Raw genomic sequence first — 24,564 nt, 5'->3', positions numbered from 1 at the left:
GCCCGCGCCGCACGGGCCTGAGGTGTGGCAGGAATCACCGCAGCGGACGCCGGGGATGCGGAGGAGGCAGAGGCCTCGGCTGCATGGTCCCCGGTCGCCGCCGCGGCGACGCGACGGTCCTTCCTACAGGTGGATGCCCTTCATGATCTGCATGAAGGCCAGCTGGTCGGCGCTCAGCTCCTGCCGGCCGCCTTCCTTCTCGCCCTTGGCGGCCGACGAATCGGGGAACATGCGGTAGGCGGTGTTCATGATGATCTGCGCCACGCGCGGCGCCAGCGCATGGATCATCTGGCCGAAGATGCCGAGGCCCGAGGCCACCCGCACCGGCTTGTAGATGACTGCCTGCGCCACCATGTCGGCCGCCTCGTCGGGGCTGATGATGAAGGGCATGTTCTTGTAGATGTCGGTCGGCGCGATCATCGGCGTGCGCACCAGCGGCATGTTGATGGTGGTGAAGTAGATGCCGCGGTCGGAGAACTCGCTCGAGGCGCAGCGCGTGAAGGCGTCGAGCGCCGCCTTGGAGGCGACGTAGGCTGAGAAGCGCGGCGAGTTGGTCAGCACGCCGATCGAGGAGATGTTGATGATCTGGCCCGACTTGCGCGCGCTCATGCTCGGCAGCAGCGCCAGCGTGAGCCGCAGGCTGCCGAAGTAGTTGAGCTGCATGGTGCGCTCGAAGTCGTGGAAGCGGTCGTAGCTGTTCTCGATGGCGCGGCGGATCGAACGGCCGGCGTTGTTGATCAGCACGTCGACGTGGCCGTGGTCGGCCAGCACCTGCTGGGCCAGGCCGTCGATCGCCTCGAGGCTGGACAGGTCGCACGAGTAGACGAAGCACTGGCCGCCCTCGGCCTCGATCTCCTTCTTGGTCGCCTCGAGCTTCTCCATGTCGCGCGCCACGATGATGACCTTGGCGCCGGCGGCTGCCAGCTTCATCGCGCTGGCCTGGCCGATGCCGGAGGAGCCGCCGGTGATCAGCACCACCTTGTTGCGCGCCACGCCGGTCAGCGAGCGGTCGATGAACAGGTCCGGGTCGAGGTGGCGTTCCCAGTAGTCCCACAGCTTCCAGGCGTAGTCCTCGAGCCTGGGCACCGCGATGCCGGTGCCGGCCAGCAGCTTCTGGGTCTGGCGGCTGTCGAAGCGGGTCGGGTAGGAGACGAAGTTCATCACGTCGGGCGGCAGGCCCAGGTCCTTCATCACCGCGTCGCGCACGCGGCGCACCGGCGTCAGCGAGGTCAGCGCCTGGCGCACCATCGAGGGGATGAAGCCGAAGATGGCCGGGTTGACCCGCACGGTCAGCTTGGGCGCGTGGGCCGCCTCGGCGAAGATCGCCAGCACCTCGCCGACGCGCTTGGCGTCCGGGTCGGTCAGGTGGAAGCACTTGCCGTTATGGCCGTTCAGGTGGGCGATGTGGTCCATCGCCTCGACCACGTAGTCGACCGGCACGATGTTGATGCGGCCGCCGTCGATGCCGATCGCCGGCATCCAGGGCGGCAGGATGCGCCGCATCTTCTGCAGCACCTTGAAGAAGTAGTAGGGGCCGTCGATCTTGTCGATCTCGCCCGTTTGCGAGCTGCCGACCACGATGCCGGGGCGGTAGACGCGCCAGGGCACCTTGCATTCCTTGCGCACCAGGCCTTCCGAATCGTGCTTGGTGCGGAAGTAGGGATGGTTGAGCTTGCCGGCCTCGTCGAACATGTCTTCCGAGAACACGCCCTCGTACAGGCCGGCGGCGGCGATCGAGCTGGTGTGGTGGAAGATGCCGGCCTCGACCGCCTCGGCGAACTGGACCGCGTGGCGGGTGCCGTTGACGTTGGCCTCGAGCTGCTCCTCGGCGGTGGCCTTGAGGTCGTACAGCGCGGCGAGGTGGAAGAAGTGCTTGATCTTGCCCTTGAGCTCGGCGACGTCCTGGTCGGAAATGCCGAGCCGCGGCTTGCCCAGTTCGCCCGCGACCGGGATCACGCGGTCTGCGTCGCGGCCCCAGCGCGCCTTGATCTTGTCGAACTTTTCCAGCGATTCCTTGCGCACCAGCGCATAGATCTTGCCCTTGCGCTTCTTCAGCAGGGTCTGGACCAGGTTGCTGCCGATGAAGCCGGTCGCGCCGGTCACGAAATAAGTCATGGGTGGGGCTCCTCGTTGTTCTTGCCTTCGGATTGCTGCGATGCGGGTGTGCGTCGGATGATGATGCCGCTGCGGGTCGCGCCAGGGCTGGCGGGCAGCGCCACGCTGTGTTCTATAATCGGCCGGCAGGGCACGTCAAGCGAGCGGCCGCTAGGCCGGCATAGAACAGACACACTCATCAAGCAGGGGCGGAAACATATGCTGTTGAATCTATTCGGCTCGGGTCGCGAGGCGATGTCGGCGGTCGATACGGCCTGGCTGCGGATGGACCGGCCGACCAACCTGATGGTGATCACCGGCATCATGTTCTTCGACGGTCCGATGGACTTCGAACGGCTGCGCCACGTGATGGAGAACCGCCTGCTGCGCTACGCGCGCTTCAAGCAGCGGGTGGTGCGCAGCGGCGCCAACGCCTACTGGGAAGACGACCCGGACTTCGACATCGCCAACCACCTGCACCTGGTGGCCTTGCCGGGCGCGGCCGGCAAGGCCGAGCTCGAGGATTTCGTCAACGAGCACATCTCCGCCCCGCTCGATTTCGGCAAGCCGCTGTGGCAGTTCCACCTGGTGGAGAACTACCAGGGCGGCGCCGCGCTGGTGGCGCGCATCCACCACTGCATCGCCGACGGCATCGCCCTGATCCAGGTGCTGCTCGGGATGACCGACCGCGAAGCCGAGGGCGACAGCGCGCCGGCGCCCCGGAAATCGCGCTTCGTCGCCGGCGAGCGCGAGCCGGACGACCCGTTCATGCGGCTCTACCGGCCGGTGGCCAAGATGTACGCCGGGGTGCTCAAGAGCTACGCCAAGGTGCTGGGCACCAGCTACGGCCTGATGATGAATCCGGGCAAGATCGCCGAGTACACCCAGACCGGCCTCGGCATCACCCAGGGCCTGGCCAAGCTGGCGGCCATGCCGGCCGATCCGCGCACCAAGTTCAAGGGCAAGCTCTCGACCGCCAAGCGCATCGCCTGGTCCGATTCGCTGCCGCTGATGGAGGTGAAGCACGTCGGCAAGGCGCTCGGCTGCTCGCTCAACGACGTGCTGCTGTCCTGCGTGGCGGGCGCGCTGCGCGCCTATCTGGTGGAACGCGGCCAGAAGGTCGACGGCCTCGACATCCGCGCCTCGGTGCCGGTCAACCTGCGGCCGGAGAGCAAGCTCGACCGGCTCGGCAACTATTTCGGCCTGGTCTTCCTGCCGCTGCCGATCGGCGTGGCCAACCCGATCGAGCGCGTCTACGAGGTCAAGCGCCGGATGGAGGAGATCAAGGGCGGCTACGACGCGATCATCACGCTGGGCCTCCTGAGCGTGGTCGGCGCGCTGCCCAACGCGGTCGAGCAGCCGGCGATCGAGTACTTCAGCACCAAGTCGACCGCGGTGATGACCAACGTCCCCGGCCCGCGCGAGCCGATCTACCTGGCCGGCACCCAGGTGCACGACCTGCAGTTCTGGGTGCCGCAGTCGGGCGAGATCGGCATGGGCGTGTCGATCCTGTCGTACAACAACCGCGTCAATTTCGGCGTGATGACCGACAAGAAGCTGGTGCCCGAGCCGGCCCGCATCATCGAGCGCTTCGGCCGCGAATTCGAGACCCTGGTGCTGGCCACGCTGCTCAGCGTGACCGACAGCCCGCCCGATCCGGAACTGGCCGAGCTGCACCTGGGCCTGCTGCGCATGCAGAGCGAGGCGGGCAGGGCGGCCTGAGGCGAGTGCGGACTGTTTTCCCCGGTAGGCGGGGGTTTCGGTAGGCCGGAATTCATTCCGGCGGCGATGCCATCGAGGGCGCTGCCGGCATGAATCCCGACCTGCATTCCATCGACGCTCCACCGGTTCCAGTTCCTGTTTCCGCGCCGGGTCGGATCCCCGGTCCGGGACCGGCCGGATCATGTAGTTCGACTCCAGCCCGGTACGGTTGCCTCCAAGCGCGCTGCGACCGTCCCTTGCCGCCGGCCGCGCCGTGCGGCAGGGTGCCGGGACGCCGCCGGCCCGGTCGCGGCACGACGCTCGCAACCGGCCCGGCGCATTCCCATTCCCCCCACTACGGAACGCCCATGTTCTCCGAACGTATCGACCGTCTGCAGGGTTCCCTGGTGCGCGAGATCCTCGCCGTCGCCAGCCAGCCCGACATGATCTCCTTCGCCGGCGGCCTGCCGGCGCCCGAAGCGATGCCCAAGCTCGACTTCGACGGCCTGCCCGCCAACCTGAGCCAGTACGGCCCGAGCGAGGGCGAGAAGTGGCTGCGCGAGGCGGTGGCGGCCGAGATGAGCCGCAACGGCGTGCCGGTCACCGCCGACAACATCCTGATCCTGACCGGCTCGCAGCAGGGCCTGGACCTGTCGGCCAAGCTGTTCGTCGACCACGGCACGCCGGTGCTGGTCGAGGCGCCGACCTTCCTCGCCGCGGTGCAGTGCTTCGGCCTCTACGGCGCGCGCTTCGTCGAAGTCGGCCTGACCCCGCACGGCCCCGATCTGGACGAGCTCGAGCGCAAGATCGTCGGCGAGAAGCCGCGCTTCGCCTACCTGATCCCCACCTTCCAGAATCCGTCGGGCGTCTGCTACGACGAGGCCACGCGCCGCCGCGTGGCCGAGCTGTTCGACCAGCACAACGTGGTGCTGCTCGAGGACGAGCCCTACCGCGAGCTGGTCTACGACGACTGCGACCGCGCGCCGATCTGCGCCCGGCTCGAAAAGGCGCCGTGGGTGCACTTCGGCACCTTCTCCAAGACCGCCATCCCCGGCCTGCGCGTGGCCTACCTGGCCTGCGACGAGCGCCTGATGCCGCACTTCTACAAGCTCAAGCAGGCGGCCGACCTGCACACCAACCGCCAGGGCCAGTGGGCGATGCACAAGCTCCTGACCTCGGCCGAGTACCCGGCGCACATCGCCCGGCTGCGCGAGTTCTACCACCAGAAGCGCGACATCATGGCCGCCGCGCTCGACCGCCACTTCCACGACCTGGCCGACTGGACCATCCCGCCGGGCGGCCTGTTCTTCTGGCTGAAGCTGCGCGCCGACATCGACAGCTATGGCCTGCTGCAGCCCGCGCTCGACCGCAAGGTCGCCTTCATGCCGGGCAAGCCCTTCTACGCCAACCCGCGCGTGTCGAACGAGCTGCGGCTGAATTTCAGCCACGCCTCGCCCGACAAGATCGAGGAGGGCGTGAAGACGCTGGCCGAGGTGATCCGCGCCCACCTGTAAGGCCCGGCCATGCGCGCGCCGCGCTCCCTGTCGTGCCGGCTGGCCGCTGCGGCGGCTGCCGCCTTCGTGGCGGCCGGCGCGGCCGCGCTCGCCGACGACAACCCGTTCGACGATCCGTTCGAGCAGGCGGTCCGCGGCGACGCGGCCTGTCCGGCGCCGAAGCGGCCGGTGCTGGACGAGGCCGACCTGCGGCGCGAGGCGCACCAGCGCCACGAGCGCGGGGTGAGCTGCTGGCTGGCCCGCCAGTGCGAGGAGGGTGGCCCCTACAAGCACGACCACGCGACCAACGCGGCGGTGGTGGCCGCCATCCGCGCCGATGCGCGCTTCGCCCGCAGCAGCATCTGGGTCGAGACGCTGCGAGGCTACGTCACGCTGCACGGCTGCCTGCGCAGCCGGCGCGAGCAGCGCGCGCTCGAGGCGGTGATCAAGCCGCTGCCGCGCGTGGTGCAGGTGTGGAACCACACGCGGGTCGGCCGGCACACGCATTGAACCCCCTGTGTAGTTCGGGATTAAATAATATATTGTTAACGATAACCCTTCACGTGGTACGCCTTTCCATTTAGGATTCGAAAACGACGACTATATATTCTTTCGTTTTCCCATGCCCAATCGCTTGCTTCGCGTGTCGATCGCCTGGCTCTTCATGCTGGGGCCCTGGCTCCACGCCGTATCCGCCGATGGCCTGACCTTCTCCAACACCCCGCTGTTCACCGACAGCAAGGTTCCCGCCAACCTGGTGCTGGCGCTGTCGGTCGAATGGCCGACCACCATGCTGGCCTACCGGGCCGGCGGCAACTGGAACGACGGCGGCGGCACCGCCTACAAGTCGCGCCAGACCGGCTATTTCGATCCTGCCAAGTGCTACAGCTACGACACTGCTCGCGACGAGTTCGTCCCGGCGGCGCTGGCGACGGTGTCGGGTAGCCAGTTCTACGAATGCGGCGGCAGCTACTACAGCGGCAACTTCATGAACTGGCTGACCATGTCGGGCATCGACCTGTTCCGCCAGGCGCTGACCGGCGGCAACCGCACCGACGAATACGCCGCGACCAGCAACGGCACCACCTCGACCACGCCGCTGGCCGGCTCGGACACCCGCACCGCGCTGCTGCGTTCCTACCTCGACCCGGCCAATGCCGGCGGCAACGGCGGCCGCGGCGTGCAGAAGATCCTCGATGCGGACAAGTGGCTGCCGTCCTCGCTGCTGAAGTCGGGCCAGACCCATCTCTACGTCGAGACGCGCGAGACTACCGCCTATTTCGGTGACGCAGCGGTGACGACCGAGGTCGCGGCCGGCGGCTCGACCTATTACTACTGTCTGGCCGGCAGTGCGTCCAAAGACGCCGGCAGCGGCAAGTACACCTGCACGGTGTCGGCCGCCTACACCGGGCCTTCGGGGCATACAACCTCGCGCCGCTGAACCAGGAGGCCTACTACCTCTCGGTGCCGAGCAGCGGCAAGAGCAGCGTGACGGTAGTGGGCGGCAGCAAGGTCTACGGCCGGCGGGTGCAGGTCCGCGTCTGCGACCGCAACACCACCACCAGCCTGCCCAACGAGGCCAACTGCCAGAGCTACAAGGTCGGGACGGTGACCGCCTACAAGCCGGTCGGCGAGATCCAGAACAACTACGAGCTGCTGCGCATGGGCCTGTTCAGCTACCGCCGCGACGGCTACGCCTACGGCGGGGTGATGCGCAGCCCGGTGAAGGACATGGGCCTGCGCTACTTCTCGCCGGCGCAGAACGCCTACCTCGACAACGCCGGCGCCGAATGGGATGCCTACGGCCGCTTCAGGTACAACCCCGACCCGGCGCTGACCGCATCCACCGCCAGCGCCTACACCGACGGCGCGCTCAACAGCGGCATCATCAACCACATCAACCGCTTCGGCGCGACCGGCAACTACAAGAGCTACGACCCCATGGGCACCATGGTGGCCGAGATCGCCCGCTATTTCCGCGGCGAGAAGACGCCCGATCCGGACTACGTCGGCAGCACCACCGCCACCCAGGCCGACGGCTTCCCGGTCATCAAGGACTGGAGCGTCGCCGCGCCGGCCGACTATTCCAGCACCGCCGACGCGCAGCAGGGGCCGATCCGCTACCCGGCCTGCCAGCGCAACTTCCTGCTCTCGTTCGGCGACGACAACACCTGGGGCAGTGCCAGCAGCGCGACCGACTGGACCGGCTCGAACTACCCGCTGACCTCGCTGCCGAAATCGGCGACCGAAAGCCGCACGCTCGAGCAGTGGACCGCCGACGTGCTCGCCATGGAGAAGAGCGCCGCCTCGAATCCCGACGCCAAGACGCCGGAATACGCGCGCTACGACGTGATGGGCATGCTCGGCGTGAGCTACTGGCTCAACCAGTACGGGCTCAAGAGCGACGGCAAGACGCCGTTCCGGGTCAAGACCTACGTGGTCGACGTGAACGAATCGACCGGCAACAACCTGAACGTGCGGCGGCTTTGGACCGCGGCCAAGTACGGCGGCTTCGACGATTCGGAGACCACCGCCAAGACCGGCGACTACGCCTGGCTGTCGACCGGCGACCACAATCCGAACACCTGCGCCGACGGCAGCGCCTGCACCACCGAGTGGTACGACCCGAACAAGGGGACCTACCAGTCGCAGAAGCTGGCCAGCACCTACACCCTGGTCTCCAGCCCGGCGCTGATGGCCAGCGGCATCCGCGCGATGTTCCGCCAGATCGCCGGCGAGTCGTCGGCGGTCGGCACCGTCGCGGCCAGCTCGGGCAGCAGCCTGAGCACCGATACGGCGATCTACCGCGCCGGCTACAAGCCCGGCACCTGGGTCGGCACGCTCGAGCAGTTGGCGGTCGACCCGGCCAGCGGCCAGTACACCCAGACCAACTGGGAAGCCGGCGCGCTGCTGACGGCGCGCACCACCGAGCGCGTGATGCTGACCTACGACAGCGCGATCGGGCAGGGCATCCCGTTCGCCTGGAATTCGCTGACCGCGGCGCAGAAGACCGTGCTGAAGCAGAACCCGCAGACCGACGAGGTCGAGAGCGACGCCGACGGCCAACTGCGGCTCGCCTACCTGCGCGGCAGCCAGACCGGCGGCAAGCGCAGCTACGAGATGAGCCAGGGCGGCCGCTTCCGCGACCGCGATTCGCTGCTCGGCGACATCGTCGACTCGAGCCCGGTGATGGTGAGCCTGGCCGGCAGCCAGGGCGTCGCGGTCGGCAGCAACGACGGCATGCTGCACCTGTTCGACACCAGCGGGCAGGAGAAGCTGGCCTACCTGCCCAACCTGAGCTTCGGCAAGCTCAACCAGCTGACCGCGCCGGGCTACAGCCACAGCTATTTCGTCGACGGCGGGCTGGCCAGCTACAGCGCGGGCAGCAGCAGCTACCTGGCCGGCGGGCTGGGCTACGGCGCGCGCGGGGTGTTCGTGCTCGATCTGTCGAACAGCGCCAATTTCGCCGAGACCTCGGCCAATCCGCTGGCCCTGCTCGAGTACGGCGCCGCCGACGACGTCAATGTCGGCCATGTCTTCGGCGCGCCGCAATACGCCACGCTGCAGGACGGCAACCTCGCCATCGTGTTCGGCAACGGCCACAACGCGGCCGACTACAAGGGCCGGCTCTACATCCTTTACCTGACGCGTTCGGCCGGCAAATGGTCGGGCAGCAAGAAGGTGATCGAGACCAACGCCGGCAGCGCCGCGGCGCCGGCGGGCCTGGCCCAGCCGGTGATCGTCCGCGATGCCGCCGGCCGCGCCAAGTACGCCTACGCCGGCGACATGCAGGGCAATCTGTGGAAGTTCGACCTGTCGACAGCCAGCGCCGCCGACTGGAAGGTCGCCTTCGGCGGCAACCCGCTCTACGTCGCCAAGGACGCCGCGGGCACGCGCCAGCCGATCACCGCCCAGCCGCAGGTGGTCACCAAGGGCACCGACAGCCCCGACATCTGGATCGCCTTCCAGACCGGCAAGTACCTGGAGAAGGCCGACACGCTGGCGACCGCCTCGCAGGTCCAGACCGCCTACGTGATCAAGGAGCAGGCCACGGCGATCACCAGCTCGCGCACGCAGCTGACCGCCCAGGGCGTGGCGGCCGAATCGGCCGACGGCTACGACCGCACCACCAGCACGGCGCCGGACAGCCAGCGCAACGACCTGGTCGGCTGGTACTTCGACTTTCCCGACCGCGGCGAGCGCGGCGTGTCGGCGCCGTCGATCCTGCTGACGCGCAAGGAACCCTATGTGCTGTTCCCGTCGATGGTGCCGGCCGACACCACCGTGGACGCCTGCGCACCCGGCGTCGAAGGGCGGCTGACGGTATTCAACCTGTTGACCGGGCAGGCGCCGGCCAAGGCCGTCTTCGACATCAACGGCGACAACAAGGTCGACAGCAGCGACAAGCTCAGCAACCGGCAGACCGTGAGCAGCGTCGGGGTGGTGAAGCTCAGCGACGCGGCCAGCGGGGGCGGCGGCAGCAGCGGCGATTGCCGCAAGGGCTATGCCGTCAACGCCATCAAGGGCTGCACCACCGAGAGCACGGGCGACTGCACCTGGCTAGTCGATCCGGTCAGCGGCAAGCAGATCTGCCTGCACTTCGGGAGCGTGGTCGCACCGGTGGCCTGGCGCGAGATCCTGCAATGAAGCCGGCCATCGTGACCCTGCGCGCCGGCCAGGCCGGCTTCTCGCTGATCGAGGCCATGACGGTGATCGGCATCCTGGCGGTGATCTACGCGATCGCCGCGCCCGCGATGACGGCTTACGTCAGCAATGCGCAGGTGGCAGGGCTGAGCGCCGAGATCGTCACCGCGATGCGGGTGGCGCGGGCCGAGGCGATCCGCTCGGGCCGGGACGTCACCTTCTGCGCGGCCGACGCGGCCAGCGGCACCAATGCCGGCAAGTGCAGCGGCGCCTCGGGCTGGGCCTGGAAGAACGGCTGGCTGGTGGTCGACAACGGCGGCACGGTGCTGAAGAAATCGGGCCCGCTGGACGGCTACACCTTCAGCGATCCGACCTCCGGCGCGTCCTACCGCGCGCTGTTCAAGGGCGCGGTCGGCACCGCCAGCGGCACCGTGCCGGCGCTCACCGTCTGCCGCAAGGGCGCGGCGCGGACCATCAGCCTGACCCGCAGCGGCCTGCCAGCGCCGCGAGCGCGACGCCGAGCTGCTGAGCGATCCCGATGAAGAACGATTCCATGAACAATCAGCAAGGCAGCCTGCTGCTCGAATCGATGGTCGCGCTGGCGGTCTTCAGCATCGGCCTGCTGGGCCTGGCCTCGATCCAGACCCGGGTATTGGCCGCCGGCTCCAGTGCCTACTACCGCAGCATCGCGGCCGACATCGCGGCCGACCTGGCCGACCGCATCGACGCCAACCGCTCGCCTTTCGCGGTGCCGGCCGGTTCGGACACCACCGGCGTGCCTGCCGTCGCACACTACGACGACACCGCCTTGCCCTGCACCGGCGGCAGCTGCGCCACCGCCAGCGCCGAGGCCGGCTATGCCACGGCCGCGGTGGCCAAGGCCGACAAGGAGGAGTTCCTCAAGTCGATCAAGCAGCTGCCCAACGCCAGCAGCACGGTCGCGCGCGCCAACGGGCGCTACACCGTGTCGATCAGCTGGACCGACAACACGCGCTGGAAGAGCGGCGACAGCGGCGCCAGCCAGGCCACCTTCTCCGTCGAGTTCCCCGCGCCATGACCCATCTCATCCAGAAATCGCGCCAGCGCGGCTTCACCCTGTCCGAGATGCTGGTCGGCATGGTGGTCGGCCTGATCGTGCTGGGCATCGTGTCGCTGGTCTTCCTCAAGACCCAGGGCGCCTTCTCGCTGCAGACGCGGCAGGCCGAACTGGCCGAGGAAGGCCGTTTCGGCGTGGACTTCCTCAAGCGCATCGTCGGCCAGGCCGGCTACCTCGGCACCGACACCAGCAAGAGCAAGCTGCTGCCGACCGCGCTGAACGCCAGCCCGATCCAGTACGCCGCCGGCAGCAAGACCCTGACCCTGACCTTCCAGGCCGACGCCGCGATGCGCGACTGCGCCGACGGCACGCTCGCCGCCGCATCGCCGCCGGCCAACCAGACCATCGCGCTGGCCTACGACAGCGGCAACGGCAAGATCACCTGCAAATACAGCGGCGACGCCGCGGCGAAGGACCTGATCGGCGGCACCGGCTCGCCGGTGAACGTGCTGGGGCTGCAATGGAAGCTCGGCGTCGACGACACGGCCAGCACCGGCGAAGTGTTCTGCAACTACGGCTCGACCAAGGGCGATTGCGTGGCCGACCACTACTACGCGCCCGACGCCAGCCAGATGGCCGGCACCGACATGTGGAAGAAGGTGGTGTCGGTACGCGCCTGCTTCATGCTGGAAAGCCGCCGCGACGTGTTCCAGGGCGCGCAGCGCTACACCGTGGTCGACTGCGACGGCGCGGTCGCCACCGTCAGCAGCGCCAAGCTGCGGCGCGCCTTCACCACCACCATCAGCCTGCGCAACAAACCCTATGGGGGGCGACATGAGGCATCGGACCGCATCGCGCGGCGGCCAGGCCGGCTTCGTGCTGATCGTCACGCTGATCTTCCTGATCGCGCTGACGCTGTACGTGCTGTTCGCCGCCCGCATCGCCACGCTGAGCGAGCGCATCGCCGGCGCCAACCACGAGCGCACGCTGTCGTTCTACGCCGCCGAGCTCGCCCTGCGGCGCGCCGAGAAGCTGCTGTCGGCCAAGGGCGACGAGCTGGGCCTGGCGGCGCTGAGCGGGGTGCCGGCCAACTGGAGCGAGGCGATCGGCCAGAGCGCCAAGCTGTCCTGCACGCTGGCGGCCACGCCGGCGAGCGAGAACTGCAAGCTCGCCAGCGGCGAGACCAATGCGCCGACCGTGAGCGGCAGCCGCACCCAGCCGAGCTTCGTGATCGGCAAGCTGCCGAGCGGCAGCGCGGACAGCGAGGACTACTACGTGGTCACCGCGATCGGCTACGGCAAGAGCGGCGACAGCGTCACGGTGCTGCAGGAATACGTCAGGGTCTATTGATCCTTCGGAGTCCATTGATTGATCCGATAGGCTGGCCGCGCCGCGGCCCCATGCGGAATGGAGCGGGAACGATGAAACGGATGGCGCGCGGCTTCACCCTGATCGAGCTGATGATCGTCGTGGCGATCATCGGCATCCTGCTGGCGATCGGGGTGCCCAACTACCTGGCCTACCTGACCAAGTCGCGCCGCAGCGACGCCCAGGCGGCGCTGATGGCCGCGAGCCAGCTGTGCGAGCGCTATTACACGCTGAACCGCAGCTATGTCGGCTGTATCGCGCCGACCGATTCGGTATTCGCTTCGGTGACCGCCAACTACACGGTCACCCTCAACGATAGCGCCACGCCGGTGAATATCGAGCTGACGCCGATCGCCACCGGCAAGCAGAAAAACGACGGCAAGCTGCAGATCGGCATGACCGGCGAGCGCAAATGGGATCGCAACAACAACGGCAGTTACGCGGCGATCGGCGAGACCTGGTAGCGCATTGGATTGCGCGATGTCGGCGGCGGCCGGCATGAAATATGTTTCCGAATTGTTTCGAATCGCGATTCGGCCGGCCGTGTCGATACATCGCACGGGCAAGGCGGCCGACCCCGATTGAATCGCACGCTTGTCCGACAACGGTGCTTTCGCGCCGAATCGGCCGGCCGTTCGGCATGGCCGATTTTCCCATTCGTGTTACCTCTTTTTACCTTTGTCCGTTTTTTTTCCTTACTGATTATTTGACAGATCGCCGTCGATATTCTTTAAAAACAAGGCGGCGCTTGCGCCGTCTTCAGGGATTGTTTTCCCGGCGTAATCGACACCGGCAATCGGGCGATGGCGCGGGAAAAGCGGGATGACTAAAAAGCGCTGCGCGGGATGCGGGTCCACGCGGGCGAGGAGGAAAGCATGGATGGCTTGTCACGTCTGAACCTGGCCGGCTCGTCGCCGGTATTCCAGCAGGTGCTGCACAGCCTGCATCGCCTGGCCGAGGTCGACGCCACGGTGCTGATCGGCGGCGAGACCGGCACCGGCAAGGAGCTGGCCGCGCGGGCGCTGCACTACCTCGGGCCGCGCAGCGACCGGCCCTTCATCCCGGTCAATTGCGGCGCGCTGTCCGACACGCTGCTCGAGAGCGAGCTGTTCGGCCACGAGCGCGGCGCCTTCACCGATGCGCGGCGCAGCAGCAGCGGCCTGGTCGGCGAGGCGCAGGGCGGCACGCTGTTCCTCGACGAGATCGACACCCTGAGCCCGCGCGCCCAGGGCGCCTTGCTGCGCTTCCTGCAGGACAAGACCTATCGCCGCGTCGGCGGCAGCGGCCAGGCGCGCGCCGACGTGCGGGTGGTGGTGGCCAGCAATGCCGATCTCGCCGCGATGGCCGAGGCGCGCCAGTTCCGCACCGACCTGCTGTACCGCCTCAACGTGCTGAGCGTGGTGATGCCGCCCCTGCGCGAGCGCGCCGGCGACGCGGTCGAGCTGGCGCGGCTGTTCGTCGCCCGGCTGTGCAGCCAGTACCGCCGGCCGCTGCGCGCGCTGCACGAGGATGCGGTGGCCTTCATCGCCAGCTATCGCTGGCCCGGCAACGTGCGCGAGCTGGAGAACGTGATCCACCGCGACTTCCTGCTGAGCGAGGGCGAGCTGCTGTACTGCGCCGAGGCGCGCCAGCGGCTGGGCAAGGAGGCGGCCGGGACGGAGGCGCGGCACTGCTTCAAGGACGCCAAGGCGCGCGCGATCGCCGAGTTCGAGCGGCGCTTCGTCGGCGAGCTGCTGGCGCGCGCCGGCGGCAACATCAGCCAGGCGGCGCGGCTGGCTGGCAAGGATCGGAGCGCATTCGGTAAACTGGTCCGAAAATACGGCATGGCGGCCGAATCGCTCGGCGACCTGACGCCGGGTTGAAGCCGGCCGCCGCGCGATTCCTTTCGACGATCGATTTCCATTCCATTTGACCTACATCGATTGCATTCCTCCGGGCTGCTCCCTGGCCGGCCCGCCGGCTTGCCGGCGTTGCGCCGGGTTTCCGCTGCCGGCCGGCCGTTCGGCCCGCGTGCCGGCGAGATGCTGCGCGACGGCGCTTACGCTCGACCGAGGCCAGCCATGACCGACGCCGAACCCGATCTCGATGCCGTCGAAGCGGTGGCCGCGGCCATCCTGCGCTACCTGACGATCCGCCCACAGGCGGCCGACACGCTCGAAGGCATCCACCGCTGGTGGATCGACTGGGCCGCGGGCGAGGAAAGCCCCGAGCTGACCGAGCGCGCGCTGGATGCGCTGGTCGGGCGCGGCCAGCTCGAGTGCGTCGAGATCGCCGGGCGGCGGATCTGGCGGGCGGCCAGGCCGGCCTGATCGCTGCTTTCTCCTTTCTCCCTGGACGGGCCGCATCGCGGCCCGTTTCGTTTGGGATGCCCCCTTGCTGTCGATCGCGCACCGTCCCTTTCCCCTGCACGGGAGGCTTTGCCGCATCGCGCGCCTCCCCGGTTTCCCGTCCATTTCGCGCTGGTCCGTTCGGCATCCTCGCGCACCCGGTGCGATGCATCCCTGCCGCACGCCCGGGTGGGTCGTTTTCGACCCAGGCTGCGGCAAATCCGTCCTACCGCTACGGAGCGCGTCCCGCCTTGCGAATACCCCGCGCCGCTCGCGGCGGGTGGGTCGAAAACCACCCGCCCGCCGATCCGTCCGTATCGTCGGGTTCAATGAAATCAATGCTTTGTAATTTTTTCACGACCTGGCACGGGACTTGTATCAAGGAGCCCCGTCGCAAGCCTGTTCCCGTACCCACGGCCAGCCGCTTGCACAGCGTGGTTCGGCCGCCCAGTGCGGTGCGGTCCAGCTTTTCCAGAACGGCGCGCCTGTCCGCATGGGCCGCGTCGCGGTCGATGTGGTGTTTTCAGGAAACGGGAGCAGAGAAACCATGTTGGGAAGCATCCAGGACAAGTTGATGCGGGTTCGTCCACCGCGTGTGCGCATTACCTACGACGTCGAAACCGGCGGCGCTTTGGAGAAGAAGGAATTGCCCTTCATCGTCGGCATCCTGGCCGAACTGAACGGCGACTTCCTGGCCGAACCGCTGCCGCCGCTCAAGGAGCGCAAGCTCGTCGAGATCGACCGCGACAACTTCAACAAGGTGCTCGAGGGCATCGCGCCGCAGGTCAAGGTCGGCACCCTGCCCAACGTGCTGCCGGGCGGCAGCGGCAACCTGGCCGGCGTGCTGGCGTTCCACAAGATGGACGACTTCAGCCCGGTGGCGGTGATCCAGCAGGTCGCGCCGATGAAGGCGCTGTACGACGGCCGCGCCCGCATCCGTTTCCTGCAGTCCAAGGCCGAGATCGCCGGCCCGCTGGCGGCCTACCTCGACCTGGTCACCGACATGGGCAGCGACGGCACCGCCGCGCGTACCGAGCTGGTCGGTCTGTTCGATGCGACGGCCGAGCCCAAGAGCTGGGGCAAGGTGACGCCGGCCGGCAAGGTCGCCGACCTGGTCGGCCCGGCCGGCCTGGTGCTCGACGCCGAGTCGACCGAGACGCTGATGGAGCTGCTCGGCCAGTTCGCCGTCGACGTCGCCGCCCCGCTGCAGACCGCCCACCAGAAGGGCGCCGCCGCGCTGATCGACGACCGCGTCGCCGAAGTCGACCGCGCGCTCGGCCTGCAGCTCGACGTGATCATGCATTCGGCCGCCTTCCAGCGCCTCGAGGCCACCTGGCGCGGCCTGCATTACCTGGTCTCGCGCACCGAGACCAGCACGATGCTCAAGCTGCGCGTGCTCAACGCCTCGAAGAAGGATCTCCTGGACGACCTGACCAAGGCGGTCGAGTTCGACCAGAGCGGCCTGTTCAAGATGATCTACGAGGCCGAGTACGGCACCTACGGCGGCCAGCCGTTCAGCATGCTGGTCGGCGACTACGAGTTCGGCCGCCATCCGGACGACATGACGCTGCTGTCGAAGATCGCCGAAGTGGCCGCCGCCGGCCACGCGCCCTTCATCGCCTCGGCCTACGCCAAGCTGTTCGACCTCGAGAGCTTCGAGAGCCTGGCCAAGCCGCGCGACCTGCAGAAGATCTTCGAAAGCATCGAGCTGACCAACTGGCGCGCCTTCCGCCAGAGCGAGGACTCGCGCTACGTCACGCTGGCGCTGCCGCGCGTGCTGATCCGGCTGCCCTACGGTCCGGACACGCTGCCGTGCGAGGGCGTCAACTACAAGGAAGACGTCAGCGCCGCACAGCCGCCCGGCAGCCCGCCGCGCCCGGTCGACGAGGACGGCGTGATCGTGCCGGCCGCGGCCAACTTCCTGTGGGGCAATGCCGCCTTCATCCTGGCCGAGCGCATCACCAACGCCTTCTCGCTGTACGGCTGGACCGCGGCGATCCGCGGCGTCGAGGGCGGCGGCCTGGTCGAGGGCCTGCCGGTCTACACCTACAAGAGCGACGACGGCGACGTGCAGATGATCTGCCCGACCCAGGTGTCGATCACCGACCGGCGCGAGAAGGAGCTCAACGATCTGGGCTTCATGGCGATCTGCCACTGCAAGGGCACCAGCAAGGCGGCCTTCTTCGGCGGCCAGAGCGCCAACCAGCCGAAGAAGTACCTGACCGACCTGGCCAACGCCAACGCCCAGATCTCGGCCATGCTGCCCTACATCCTGTCGGCCTCGCGCTTCGCCCATTACATCAAGGTGATCATGCGCGAGAAGGTCGGCTCCTTCCTCACCCGCGGCAACGTCGAGGCCTTCCTCAACACCTGGATCGCGCAGTACGTGCTGCTCGACGAGAACGCGGCCCAGGAAGTGAAGGCGGCCTATCCGCTCAGCGCGGCCAAGATCAGCGTCACCGAGGTGCCCGGCAAGCCCGGCAGCTACAAGGCCACCCTGTTCCTGCGCCCGCACTTCCAGCTCGAGGAACTCACCACCTCGATCCGGCTGGTCGCCGAGCTGCCGGCCTGATCCCGGCCATCCCCATCTACGAATCTAGGAAAAGGGCAGAACCATGGACTTGATCCTGTTACAACCCGGGGACGCGACGCTGTTCACCGGGCCCGGCGGCGGCGGCGCGAACGGCTGGGCGACCGGCGGCAGCCTGGTCAACACCACCGACTGGGGCTCGGGCGGCGACCCGACGGTGCAGAACTTCGACGGCACCCCGGCCATTCCCTTCAGCGGCAACGCCTTCATCGAGCTGGTCTCGATCCACCAGGGCATCAAGCAGCAGATGACCACCGACGTGTCGAACTCGGCGCGCACCTCGGGCCGGCCGATCATCACCGAGTTCACCTGCGTGAAGTACGTCGACAAGCTGTCGGTGAAGTTCTTCGACCTGTGCCTGCGCGCCAAGCCGCTCGGCGCCGGCAAGACCCAGCCGACCATGATCTACATCATGCGCAACTCGGGCGACAAGACCGCGAACATCCTGACCATGGCCCTGCGCGACGCCATGATCAGCGAGATCCAGTTCCAGTCGAACCCCGACGACATGCCGACCGAGCAGTTCAAGCTCAACTTCACCGAGATCCTGTGGAAGTACACGGTGCAGCTGGCCGATACCAAGACGGCCGGCGTGGTGCCGGCCGGCTGGAGTATCGCGCGCAACCGTCCGATCGGCGATTTCACCGACTGATCGACGGCGCTCGGCGGGTCGGGTATCGGCGTAGGTCGGGTATCACCGTAGGTCGGGCTTCATGCCCGACAGCGCCGGCGATCGAGCTCGCTGTCGGGCATGAAGCCCGACCTGCGTTCGATGGCCGACCGGCCGCCGAATCCGGCCTGCCGCCGCAGCAGGGGAAAGCACGCCATGGAATTCCTGTTCGAACGCCTGTCGCCGCCGCGGGCCCGCTCGCGCGAGGCGATGCTGCCGCAGGCGGTGCTGGACCAGCTCGAGTGGCTGGTCGGCAGCCGCGAGTGGCTGGCCGAGCAGGGCGGTACCGCGCTGATCGACATCGCGATGCCCGAGACGCCGGCGCTGGCGGCCGGCGGCGCGCCGATCGCCCGCTACGCCGAGCGGCTCAAGCGGCTGATCGAGCGCTACGAGCCGCGCCTCAAGGGCATCGAGATCAGCCTCGAGGAAACCGGCCGCACGCTGTCGCCCTACCGGGTGGTGGTGTCCGGCGTGCTGGACCAGGGCGGACCGGATGGGGTGGTGCGGTTCGAGACGCAGGTGGATGCGGAACGGCGGTGAAACGTGTGGCCTGTGAAACGTGAAAAGTGAAAGGTGAAACGTGGAGCAGGCTGGCGCCGGGCTGATCGGTGCGGCTGCGACGCGTGGGGTCGACGGTTTTCGGTTGGCGGATCGGCGCAGCTTGGGAGGAGGGCTGAGGTAAGGGCTTTATCACGTTTCACCGCGCCGCGCAGCGGCGCATCACGTTTCACCTTTCACGGGGTCAACATGCAGACGGCAAGCGAGTTCCGCGATTACTTCGAGGCGGAACTGGCGCAGTTGCGCGAACAGGCGGTGGAATTCGGCCGGGATTATCCGGCCGCCGCGCAGGCGCTGGCCTTGGGCCAGGGCCGTTCGGGCGATCCGCAGGTCGAGCTGATGATGCAGTCGTTCGCCTTCCTGACCGGCCGCCTGCGCCACCAGCTCGACCGCGACGCGGCGCTGCTGCCCAACGCGCTGATGGCCCAGCTCTATCCCCACCTCGAGGCGCCGATCCCCAGCCTCACGGTGGCCGAACTCACGCTGCGCCCGGACGGCGCCAACTTCGCCACCGGCGCCTGGCTCGAACGCGGCCGCGAATTCCACGCGGTGGCGCAGGACGACGACGGCCGCGACGTGCGCTGCCGCCTGCGCACCTGCTTCGAGACGCCGCTGGTGCCGCTGCGGGTGGTCGAGCTCGGCCTGGTCTCCACCACCGCCTACGACCTCGACGACGACCCGGCCGTGCATTCGGTGCTCAAGCTGCGGCTGCGCGGCATCGGCACCGAACCGCTGTCGGCGCTGTCGATGCCGGTGGTGCGCTTCTACCTCGACATCGAGAACACCCAGGTCTGGCGGCTGTACGAGCTCTTGGCGCTCAACCTGGCCGGCGTGGCGACGCTGCCGGTCGGCAGCAGCCGGCCGCGCCGGCTCGGCGCCGACGCGCTGCGCTGGCTCGGCTTCGAGGAACACGAGGCGGCGCTGGAGACCGACCTGGTCACCCATCCGGGCTACCGGCTGGTGCAGGAGTACTTCGCCTTCCCCGAGAAATTCCTGTTCTTCGAGCTGTCCGGGCTCGATTTCAGCGACCTCGGCGAAGAGGCCGAGCTGCTGTTCCTGTTGACCAGCGCGGTCGACAAGACGCTCGACCCCGGCCCCAACGCCATGCGGCTCAACTGCGTGCCGCTGATCAACCTGTTCCCGCAGCGGATCGAGCCCCTGGCACTCGACCATACCCAGCACGAATACCGGCTCAGCGGCGACCATGCCCATCACAGCCATACCGAGATCTACCGCGTCGATTCGCTCTACGCGGTGCGGCCCGGCGAGCCGGCGCGGCCGGTGGCGCCTTACTTCGCGCTCGACGACTTCGGCCTGATCGAGCGGCAGGACTATTTCTACGTCACCCGCCGGGTCGAGAGCGTGCTGCGCAGCGTGCCCGGCACCGAGACCTACGTCTCCTTCCTCGACCTGGCCTTCGACACGCTGCGGCCGGCCGACGAGACCATCGGCGGCCGCGCGCTGTGCACCAACCGCCGGCTGGCCGAGCAACTGCGCCTGGGCGACAAGCTGCGGCTCGAGGGGCCGGGCCCGGTGCGCGACGCGCGGGTGGCGGCCAAGCCGACGCCGCACCAGTCGCCGGTGCTGATCGGCGGCCAGCCCTGGGCGCTGATCTCGCAATTGCTGCTCAATCACCTCTCGCTCACCGGCGGCGCCCAGGCGATGAACGCGCTCAAGAGCATGCTGGGCCTGCACCTGGGCCGCGCCAGCATGGTCGGCCCCAAGCAGATCGACAGCCTGAGCGGGCTGGAAGCGCGGCCGGTGGTGAAGGACCTGTACCGCGATGGCCGCTACGTGCCGGTCGAGGGCCTGGCGATCACGCTCAGGATCGACCGCCTGCGCTTCGAGGGCGGCAGCCCGATCCTGTTCGCCGAAGTGCTGCGCCGCTTCTTCGCGCTCTACGCCAGCGTCAACACGCTGATCGAACTGAGCCTCGAAACCCATGACGTCAAAGGAAGGCTGAAGACATGGCCACCCATGGTCGGCGCCCAGATCGTCCTCTGACGCGGCAACTGCGCGAGGAGCCGACGCGCTTCGATTTCTACCAGCTGGTGCGGCTGCTGCTGCGCGAGCGCGGCGGCGACGGCGGCGACCTCGGCCAGGCGCTCGACGCCGCGGTGCGCTTCCGCGCCAACCTCGAGCTGGGCTTCCCCGGCCACGAGGTGCGGGTGCTGCGCGAGCCGGCCGGCGGCGCCGGCCCGGTCGAGGTCGAGACCGGCAACTACGCGCTGGCCGGCTACCTCGGCCCGCTGCCCTCGGTGCTGTTCGAACGCATGCTCGAGCGCATGCGCGACGAGGAGCCGGTGATGGCGCGCTTCCTCGACCTGTTCAACCACCGCATCAACGTGCTGCGCTACCGGCTCAAGGCCGCGCCGCGGCTGGGCCTCAACTCGGCGCCGCCCGAGCGCACCGACATGGCCGACATGCTGGCCGCCAGCATGGGCATGGCGGCGCCCGGCCTCGCTGCGCAGCTGGACCAGCTGGGCCTGCCGCAGCGCGGCTGGCTCAGCCTCGCCGGCCTCCTGGCCAACCCGCGCCACAGCGCGCCGGTGCTGACCCGGGTGCTGGGCCGCTTCGTCGGCGCGCCGGTGCAGCTCGAATCGCTGGTCGGCGCCTGGCGCGAGCGGCCGGCGGTGGACCTGACCACGCTGGCCGGCAAGCCGGCCGGCGCCGCGCCGGCGCACGACGGACCGGTTTCCGCTCCTCCGGCCGGCGGCCTGGGCCGGACCGTGCTGGGCCAGGCCGCGGCCGAACCGGCGCCGCTGCGCCGCGCGCCGCAGCCGCTGGGCCGCTCGGCCCGGCTCGGCGGGCGGGTCTGGATGCAGGCGGCGCGGGTGCGGCTGACCTTCGGCCCGCTCGACTACGCGCGCTATTGCCGCCTGCTGCCCAAGCCGCGCAGCAATGCCTCCGACGCCTATCCGCAGCTGGCCGGCCTGCTGCGCTTCCTGCTGCAGCGCCGCCAGGACGCCTGGGTCCACCTGCGCCTGAAGGCCGGCGAGGCGCCGCCGGCGCTGCTGACCGCGCGCGAGCGCCGCATCGACCGCACGGGCGAAGTGCCCGGCGGCATCTATTACGGCCTGCGGCTGGGCCAGACCGCCTGGCTGGCCGGCGACCGCACGCGCGAGCGCGAAGCCTGCTTCCTGGTCGCCGCCTTCGAGGAGCAGGCCGCATGAACGCGCCTTTCCAAGCCATCGGCGTCGGCCGCGTCGAGACGGTGGAGCGGCCCGAACCGGCGCTGTTCCTGCACCTGGCGATCTTCATCGACAGCCGGACCGTCATCGGCGACGAAACGCTGCGGCTGGTCAGCTTCACCGGCAGCGAAAGCGTGTCCGAGCCGTTCGAATACCAGCTCGAGCTGCACGCCAACGACCAGTGGAAGCGCGATCCGCAGTCGCGCGCGCGGATCGAGACGCTGCGTTTCGACGAGCTGATCGGCAAGCCGGTGACCTTCGCGGTCGACCTGCCGGCGCGGCTGGCCGATCCGGAGACCGAGCTGGCCCAGTCCAACCGCGATTTCCAGGACGCCATCGCCGGCAAGCCGGCGCCGAGCCTGTCGCTGTTCAACGGCATCGTCGCCAGCCTGGCGATGGGTGCGCCGGGCGTCTACCACCTGACGGTGAAGCCGGCGCTGCACCGGCTGACGCTGGCCAACCGCTACCAGATCTACGACGACCGCACGGTGGTGCAGGCGCTGACCGACGTGCTGGCCTACCACCACATCGTGCCCGACATGGCCGCGGCCGACAGCCTGGCCATCAGCCGCCAGCAGGACTGGCTGCAGGCCGGCGAATCGGACTACGACTTCGTCCGCCGGCTGATGGGCAAGGCCCACCTGTACTTCTACTTCCGCCAGAACGCGCGCGGCCACCAGCTGGTGTTCGCCAACCGCGCCGACTATCCCGACCAGGTGATGGGCGGCCGGCCGCTGCGCTACGTGTTCACCGACACGCAGGAGAACGGCCTCGCCAGTTCGACGTGATCAGCGACTACCGCTACCGGCAGAACCTCAACATCGGCGCGGTGCGCGCGGTGTTCACCCGGCAGTACGAGGCCTGGCAGGTCGAGGGCGTGCCGCCGATCCTGCAGTTCGACGCGGCGCCGGTCGACCTGCCGCCGGTCGGCGGCGCCGACAGCGAGCGGGTGTTCCACCAGCACAAGGTCTACCAGTACGGCAGCGACAAGCTCGAGGCCGAGCGCTTCGCCCGCATGACCGGCCAGGCCAGCCGCTCGGCCGCCAGCCAGCTGTCGGGCGAGAGCTTCTGCGCGCTGTTCCGCGCCGGCTACCGCTTCGCCATGAGCGAGGACCAGATGGCCGGCAGCTCGCCGATGCCGGTGCGGCCGACGCTGAACGGCAAGGAATTCGTACTCACCAAGGTCGAGCACGAGGCCAGCCTCGACGGCGGCTACAAGAACAAGTTCGAGGCCAGCGAGACCGACGGCCTCCTGTCGGCCTTCTCGCTGGCCGATACCCAGCAGGGCTCGGTGCTGGCCACCGTGGTCGACTACCCGGACCACCACACGCCGCGCAGCTGGCGCTTCTACGAGAAGAGCGACTTCGCGCCGCAGACCCAGGACTACCTCGACCACGACAGCGGCCAGAGCCAGGTGACCGCCCAGGGCGTCTACGTGCGGCTGGCCACCGATCCGGACGGCACCCGCCGCTGGGTCAAGCTGGCCGCCCACATGCAGACCGCGCCCGAGATCGGCGCCCAGGTCATCGTCAGCCGCGCCAACGACGAATCGGAGCTGCCCGAGCTGCAGCAGATCGTCCAGGCCGGCGGCACCCGCGCGGTGACGCCGCTCGAATCGAATTCGCCGCTGTCGTGGACCGCCAGCACCCACGTCGGCAACAGCTACGGCGCGCGCTACAGCGACGGCGTCAACGTCTCGTTCGGCGCCAAGTCGGACGCCAACCTCAACCGTGCGGTGCTGATCGCCACCAACGCCTACAACACCGCCAAGTTCCGCGACACCGGCTACAGCCAGGGCGCCAACTACGGCTTCTCGACCGCCGAGTCGGCCGCCGCCGGCGCTAGCCAGGACCTGGCCGCGACCTACGGCCCCTACGGCCCGGCCGACGACATCCTCGGCGTCAACGAGTCGTTCGGCTCCTCGTTCAGCCGCAGCATCGGCAAGGTGCAGTCGAGCGTGGCCAACCACCGCATCAGCTATTCGGACAGCCGCTTCGGCAAGTCCGAGAGCGTGCTCTACGTCGAGCAGACCACCACCTCGACCAGCACCCACGTCGGCACGGTGAGCAACACCACCACCATGAAGGCCGACAACCTCAGCACCCAGACCGTCGAAGGGGTGACCACCTCGACCAGCACGCATACCGGCACGGTGACCAACACCACCACGATGAAGGCCGACAACATCAGCACCCAGACCATCGGCGGCGCCACCACCTCGACCAGCACCCACACCGGCGCGGTGACCAACACCACCACGATGGACAGCACCTCGACCACCACCACCACCCACAACGGCACGGTCAACAACACCACCACGGTCAACGCCACCAGCAACAACACCACCACCCACAACGGCAGCGTCAACAACTTCACCACCATCACCGGCACCAGCGTGTCGAAGAACGTGATCGCGGTACAGAGCAACAGCAGCGCCATCGGGGTGAACAACAGCAACGACGCCGTCGGCCTGGCCGCCAATTTCAGCGCCACGGGCCTGAGCAGCGCGATGTCGGCGACCGGGGTGTCGTCGCACATCTCGCTGACCGGGGTCGATTTCAAGATGAACCTGTTCGGCGTGTCGGAGGACATCTCGCTGGGCATCGTGGGCTATCGCTTCGCCAACAAGGCGGCGAACCCGGAGATCAACATGGAAGGCCCGGTGATCCAGTTGCTGGCGGCCCTGAAGATCGTGATCTGAGTGCCGCCATGACGACTCTTGCCTTTGCCCAGGATCGACTCGCAGCACAGGCCCCGGCGAAGCCGGGCGCTTGCCGGCAGCGTGTGCTCGGCCAGCGGCCCTCCCTGGATTCATTCCGCCTCCCCCCGCCCTCGCCGCCCAGGGGTCCCCGCAAAGTCGGAGACTTTGTGGGGTTGGCCAGAGGGGCCTCG

Annotated in this window: 20 protein-coding genes and 1 pseudogene; 19 read left to right on the top strand and 2 right to left on the bottom strand. The window is 68.4% G+C overall.

The window, feature by feature from the left end:
* Positions 1 to 123 precede the first annotated feature (123 nt).
* Positions 124 to 2,115 carry an SDR family oxidoreductase gene (locus tag H9L41_RS15995; protein ID WP_028444665.1) on the bottom strand — a complete coding sequence of 664 codons (1,992 nt, stop codon included), beginning with the start codon at positions 2,113 to 2,115 and terminating at the stop codon, positions 124 to 126.
* Between the two features lie 198 nt (positions 2,116 to 2,313).
* Between H9L41_RS15995 and H9L41_RS15990 the strand changes: the two genes are divergently transcribed.
* The 10 genes and pseudogenes from H9L41_RS15990 (at position 2,314) to H9L41_RS25025 (ending at position 12,800) form a co-directional block, all read left to right on the top strand.
* The gene (locus tag H9L41_RS15990) at positions 2,314 to 3,816 is read left to right on the top strand and encodes a WS/DGAT/MGAT family O-acyltransferase (RefSeq protein ID WP_051318665.1); all 1,503 of its coding nucleotides are present in this window, start codon (positions 2,314 to 2,316) and stop codon (positions 3,814 to 3,816) included.
* A gap of 347 nt (positions 3,817 to 4,163) precedes the next feature.
* Complete coding sequence (locus tag H9L41_RS15985; RefSeq protein WP_028444664.1) at positions 4,164 to 5,309, top strand: aminotransferase-like domain-containing protein; 1,146 nt, start codon at positions 4,164 to 4,166, stop codon at positions 5,307 to 5,309.
* Positions 5,310 to 5,318: 9 nt separating this feature from the next.
* Complete coding sequence (locus H9L41_RS15980) at positions 5,319 to 5,798, top strand: BON domain-containing protein (RefSeq protein WP_051318664.1); 480 nt, start codon at positions 5,319 to 5,321, stop codon at positions 5,796 to 5,798.
* 112 nt (positions 5,799 to 5,910) lie between these two features.
* Positions 5,911 to 6,729 (top strand): hypothetical protein, encoded by an 819-nt coding sequence (locus H9L41_RS15975; RefSeq protein ID WP_187523476.1) that lies wholly within the window; start codon positions 5,911 to 5,913, stop codon positions 6,727 to 6,729.
* Positions 6,730 to 6,752: 23 nt separating this feature from the next.
* A complete protein-coding gene (locus H9L41_RS15970; protein WP_187523475.1) occupies positions 6,753 to 9,935 on the top strand; it encodes a pilus assembly protein in 3,183 nt (1,060 codons plus the stop codon).
* Positions 9,932 to 10,474 (top strand): GspH/FimT family pseudopilin, encoded by a 543-nt coding sequence (locus H9L41_RS15965; RefSeq protein WP_187523474.1) that lies wholly within the window; start codon positions 9,932 to 9,934, stop codon positions 10,472 to 10,474. The genes H9L41_RS15970 and H9L41_RS15965 overlap by 4 nt, the downstream gene beginning before the upstream one ends.
* An 11-nt stretch (positions 10,475 to 10,485) precedes the next feature.
* A complete protein-coding gene (gene pilV / locus H9L41_RS15960; protein ID WP_169730129.1) occupies positions 10,486 to 10,989 on the top strand; it encodes a type IV pilus modification protein PilV in 504 nt (167 codons plus the stop codon).
* A pseudogene (locus H9L41_RS26255) lies at positions 10,986 to 11,723 on the top strand (PilW family protein); the annotation flags it as partial. The gene pilV and the pseudogene H9L41_RS26255, both read left to right, overlap by 4 nt.
* 79 nt (positions 11,724 to 11,802) lie before the next feature.
* Positions 11,803 to 12,318 carry a pilus assembly PilX family protein gene (locus H9L41_RS25035; protein WP_051318663.1) on the top strand — a complete coding sequence of 172 codons (516 nt, stop codon included), beginning with the start codon at positions 11,803 to 11,805 and terminating at the stop codon, positions 12,316 to 12,318.
* 71 nt (positions 12,319 to 12,389) lie between these two features.
* The gene (locus H9L41_RS25025) at positions 12,390 to 12,800 is read left to right on the top strand and encodes a type IV pilin protein (protein ID WP_028444659.1); all 411 of its coding nucleotides are present in this window, start codon (positions 12,390 to 12,392) and stop codon (positions 12,798 to 12,800) included.
* 231 nt (positions 12,801 to 13,031) lie between these two features.
* On the opposite strand, the gene H9L41_RS15950 is transcribed toward H9L41_RS25025, so the two are convergent.
* On the bottom strand, positions 13,032 to 13,193 hold the full coding sequence (locus tag H9L41_RS15950; protein ID WP_157461799.1) for a hypothetical protein: 162 nt from the start codon (positions 13,191 to 13,193) through the stop codon (positions 13,032 to 13,034).
* An 18-nt stretch (positions 13,194 to 13,211) separates the two neighbouring features.
* Between H9L41_RS15950 and H9L41_RS15945 the strand changes: the two genes are divergently transcribed.
* The 9 genes from H9L41_RS15945 to H9L41_RS15910 all read left to right on the top strand — a co-directional run bounded on the left by H9L41_RS15945 (position 13,212) and on the right by H9L41_RS15910 (position 24,373).
* A complete protein-coding gene (locus tag H9L41_RS15945; protein ID WP_028444658.1) occupies positions 13,212 to 14,198 on the top strand; it encodes a sigma 54-interacting transcriptional regulator in 987 nt (328 codons plus the stop codon).
* 198 nt (positions 14,199 to 14,396) lie between these two features.
* The gene (locus tag H9L41_RS15940) at positions 14,397 to 14,645 is read left to right on the top strand and encodes a hypothetical protein (protein ID WP_028444657.1); all 249 of its coding nucleotides are present in this window, start codon (positions 14,397 to 14,399) and stop codon (positions 14,643 to 14,645) included.
* 565 nt (positions 14,646 to 15,210) lie between these two features.
* Complete coding sequence (gene tssC / locus H9L41_RS15935) at positions 15,211 to 17,235, top strand: type VI secretion system contractile sheath large subunit (protein ID WP_028444656.1); 2,025 nt, start codon at positions 15,211 to 15,213, stop codon at positions 17,233 to 17,235.
* Positions 17,236 to 17,278: 43 nt separating this feature from the next.
* Positions 17,279 to 17,905: an Hcp family type VI secretion system effector gene (locus H9L41_RS15930; protein WP_028444655.1), complete on the top strand. Its 627-nt coding sequence runs from the start codon at positions 17,279 to 17,281 to the stop codon at positions 17,903 to 17,905.
* Positions 17,906 to 18,079: 174 nt separating this feature from the next.
* On the top strand, positions 18,080 to 18,463 hold the full coding sequence (locus H9L41_RS15925; RefSeq protein ID WP_157461798.1) for a GPW/gp25 family protein: 384 nt from the start codon (positions 18,080 to 18,082) through the stop codon (positions 18,461 to 18,463).
* 207 nt (positions 18,464 to 18,670) lie between these two features.
* Positions 18,671 to 20,485 carry a type VI secretion system baseplate subunit TssF gene (gene tssF, locus H9L41_RS15920; RefSeq protein WP_028444653.1) on the top strand — a complete coding sequence of 605 codons (1,815 nt, stop codon included), beginning with the start codon at positions 18,671 to 18,673 and terminating at the stop codon, positions 20,483 to 20,485.
* Positions 20,449 to 21,654 carry a type VI secretion system baseplate subunit TssG gene (tssG, locus tag H9L41_RS15915; protein WP_028444652.1) on the top strand — a complete coding sequence of 402 codons (1,206 nt, stop codon included), beginning with the start codon at positions 20,449 to 20,451 and terminating at the stop codon, positions 21,652 to 21,654. The genes tssF and tssG overlap by 37 nt, the downstream gene beginning before the upstream one ends.
* Entirely contained in the window at positions 21,651 to 22,460 is an 810-nt protein-coding gene (locus H9L41_RS25020; RefSeq protein WP_265583814.1) for a contractile injection system protein, VgrG/Pvc8 family, read from the top strand. The genes tssG and H9L41_RS25020 overlap by 4 nt, the downstream gene beginning before the upstream one ends.
* Positions 22,457 to 24,373, top strand: coding sequence for a contractile injection system protein, VgrG/Pvc8 family (locus H9L41_RS15910; RefSeq protein WP_265583813.1), 1,917 nt, complete (start codon positions 22,457 to 22,459; stop codon positions 24,371 to 24,373). Before H9L41_RS25020 ends, H9L41_RS15910 begins: the two co-directional genes overlap by 4 nt.
* Positions 24,374 to 24,564: the final 191 nt, after the last annotated feature.

The sequence above is a fragment of the Chitinimonas koreensis genome (genome assembly GCF_014353015.1).
In the GTDB taxonomy this organism is placed as follows: domain Bacteria; phylum Pseudomonadota; class Gammaproteobacteria; order Burkholderiales; family Chitinimonadaceae; genus Chitinimonas; species Chitinimonas koreensis.
Note: the sequence above shows the minus strand (reverse complement) of the source record. Positions and strands in the feature narration are given on the sequence as shown.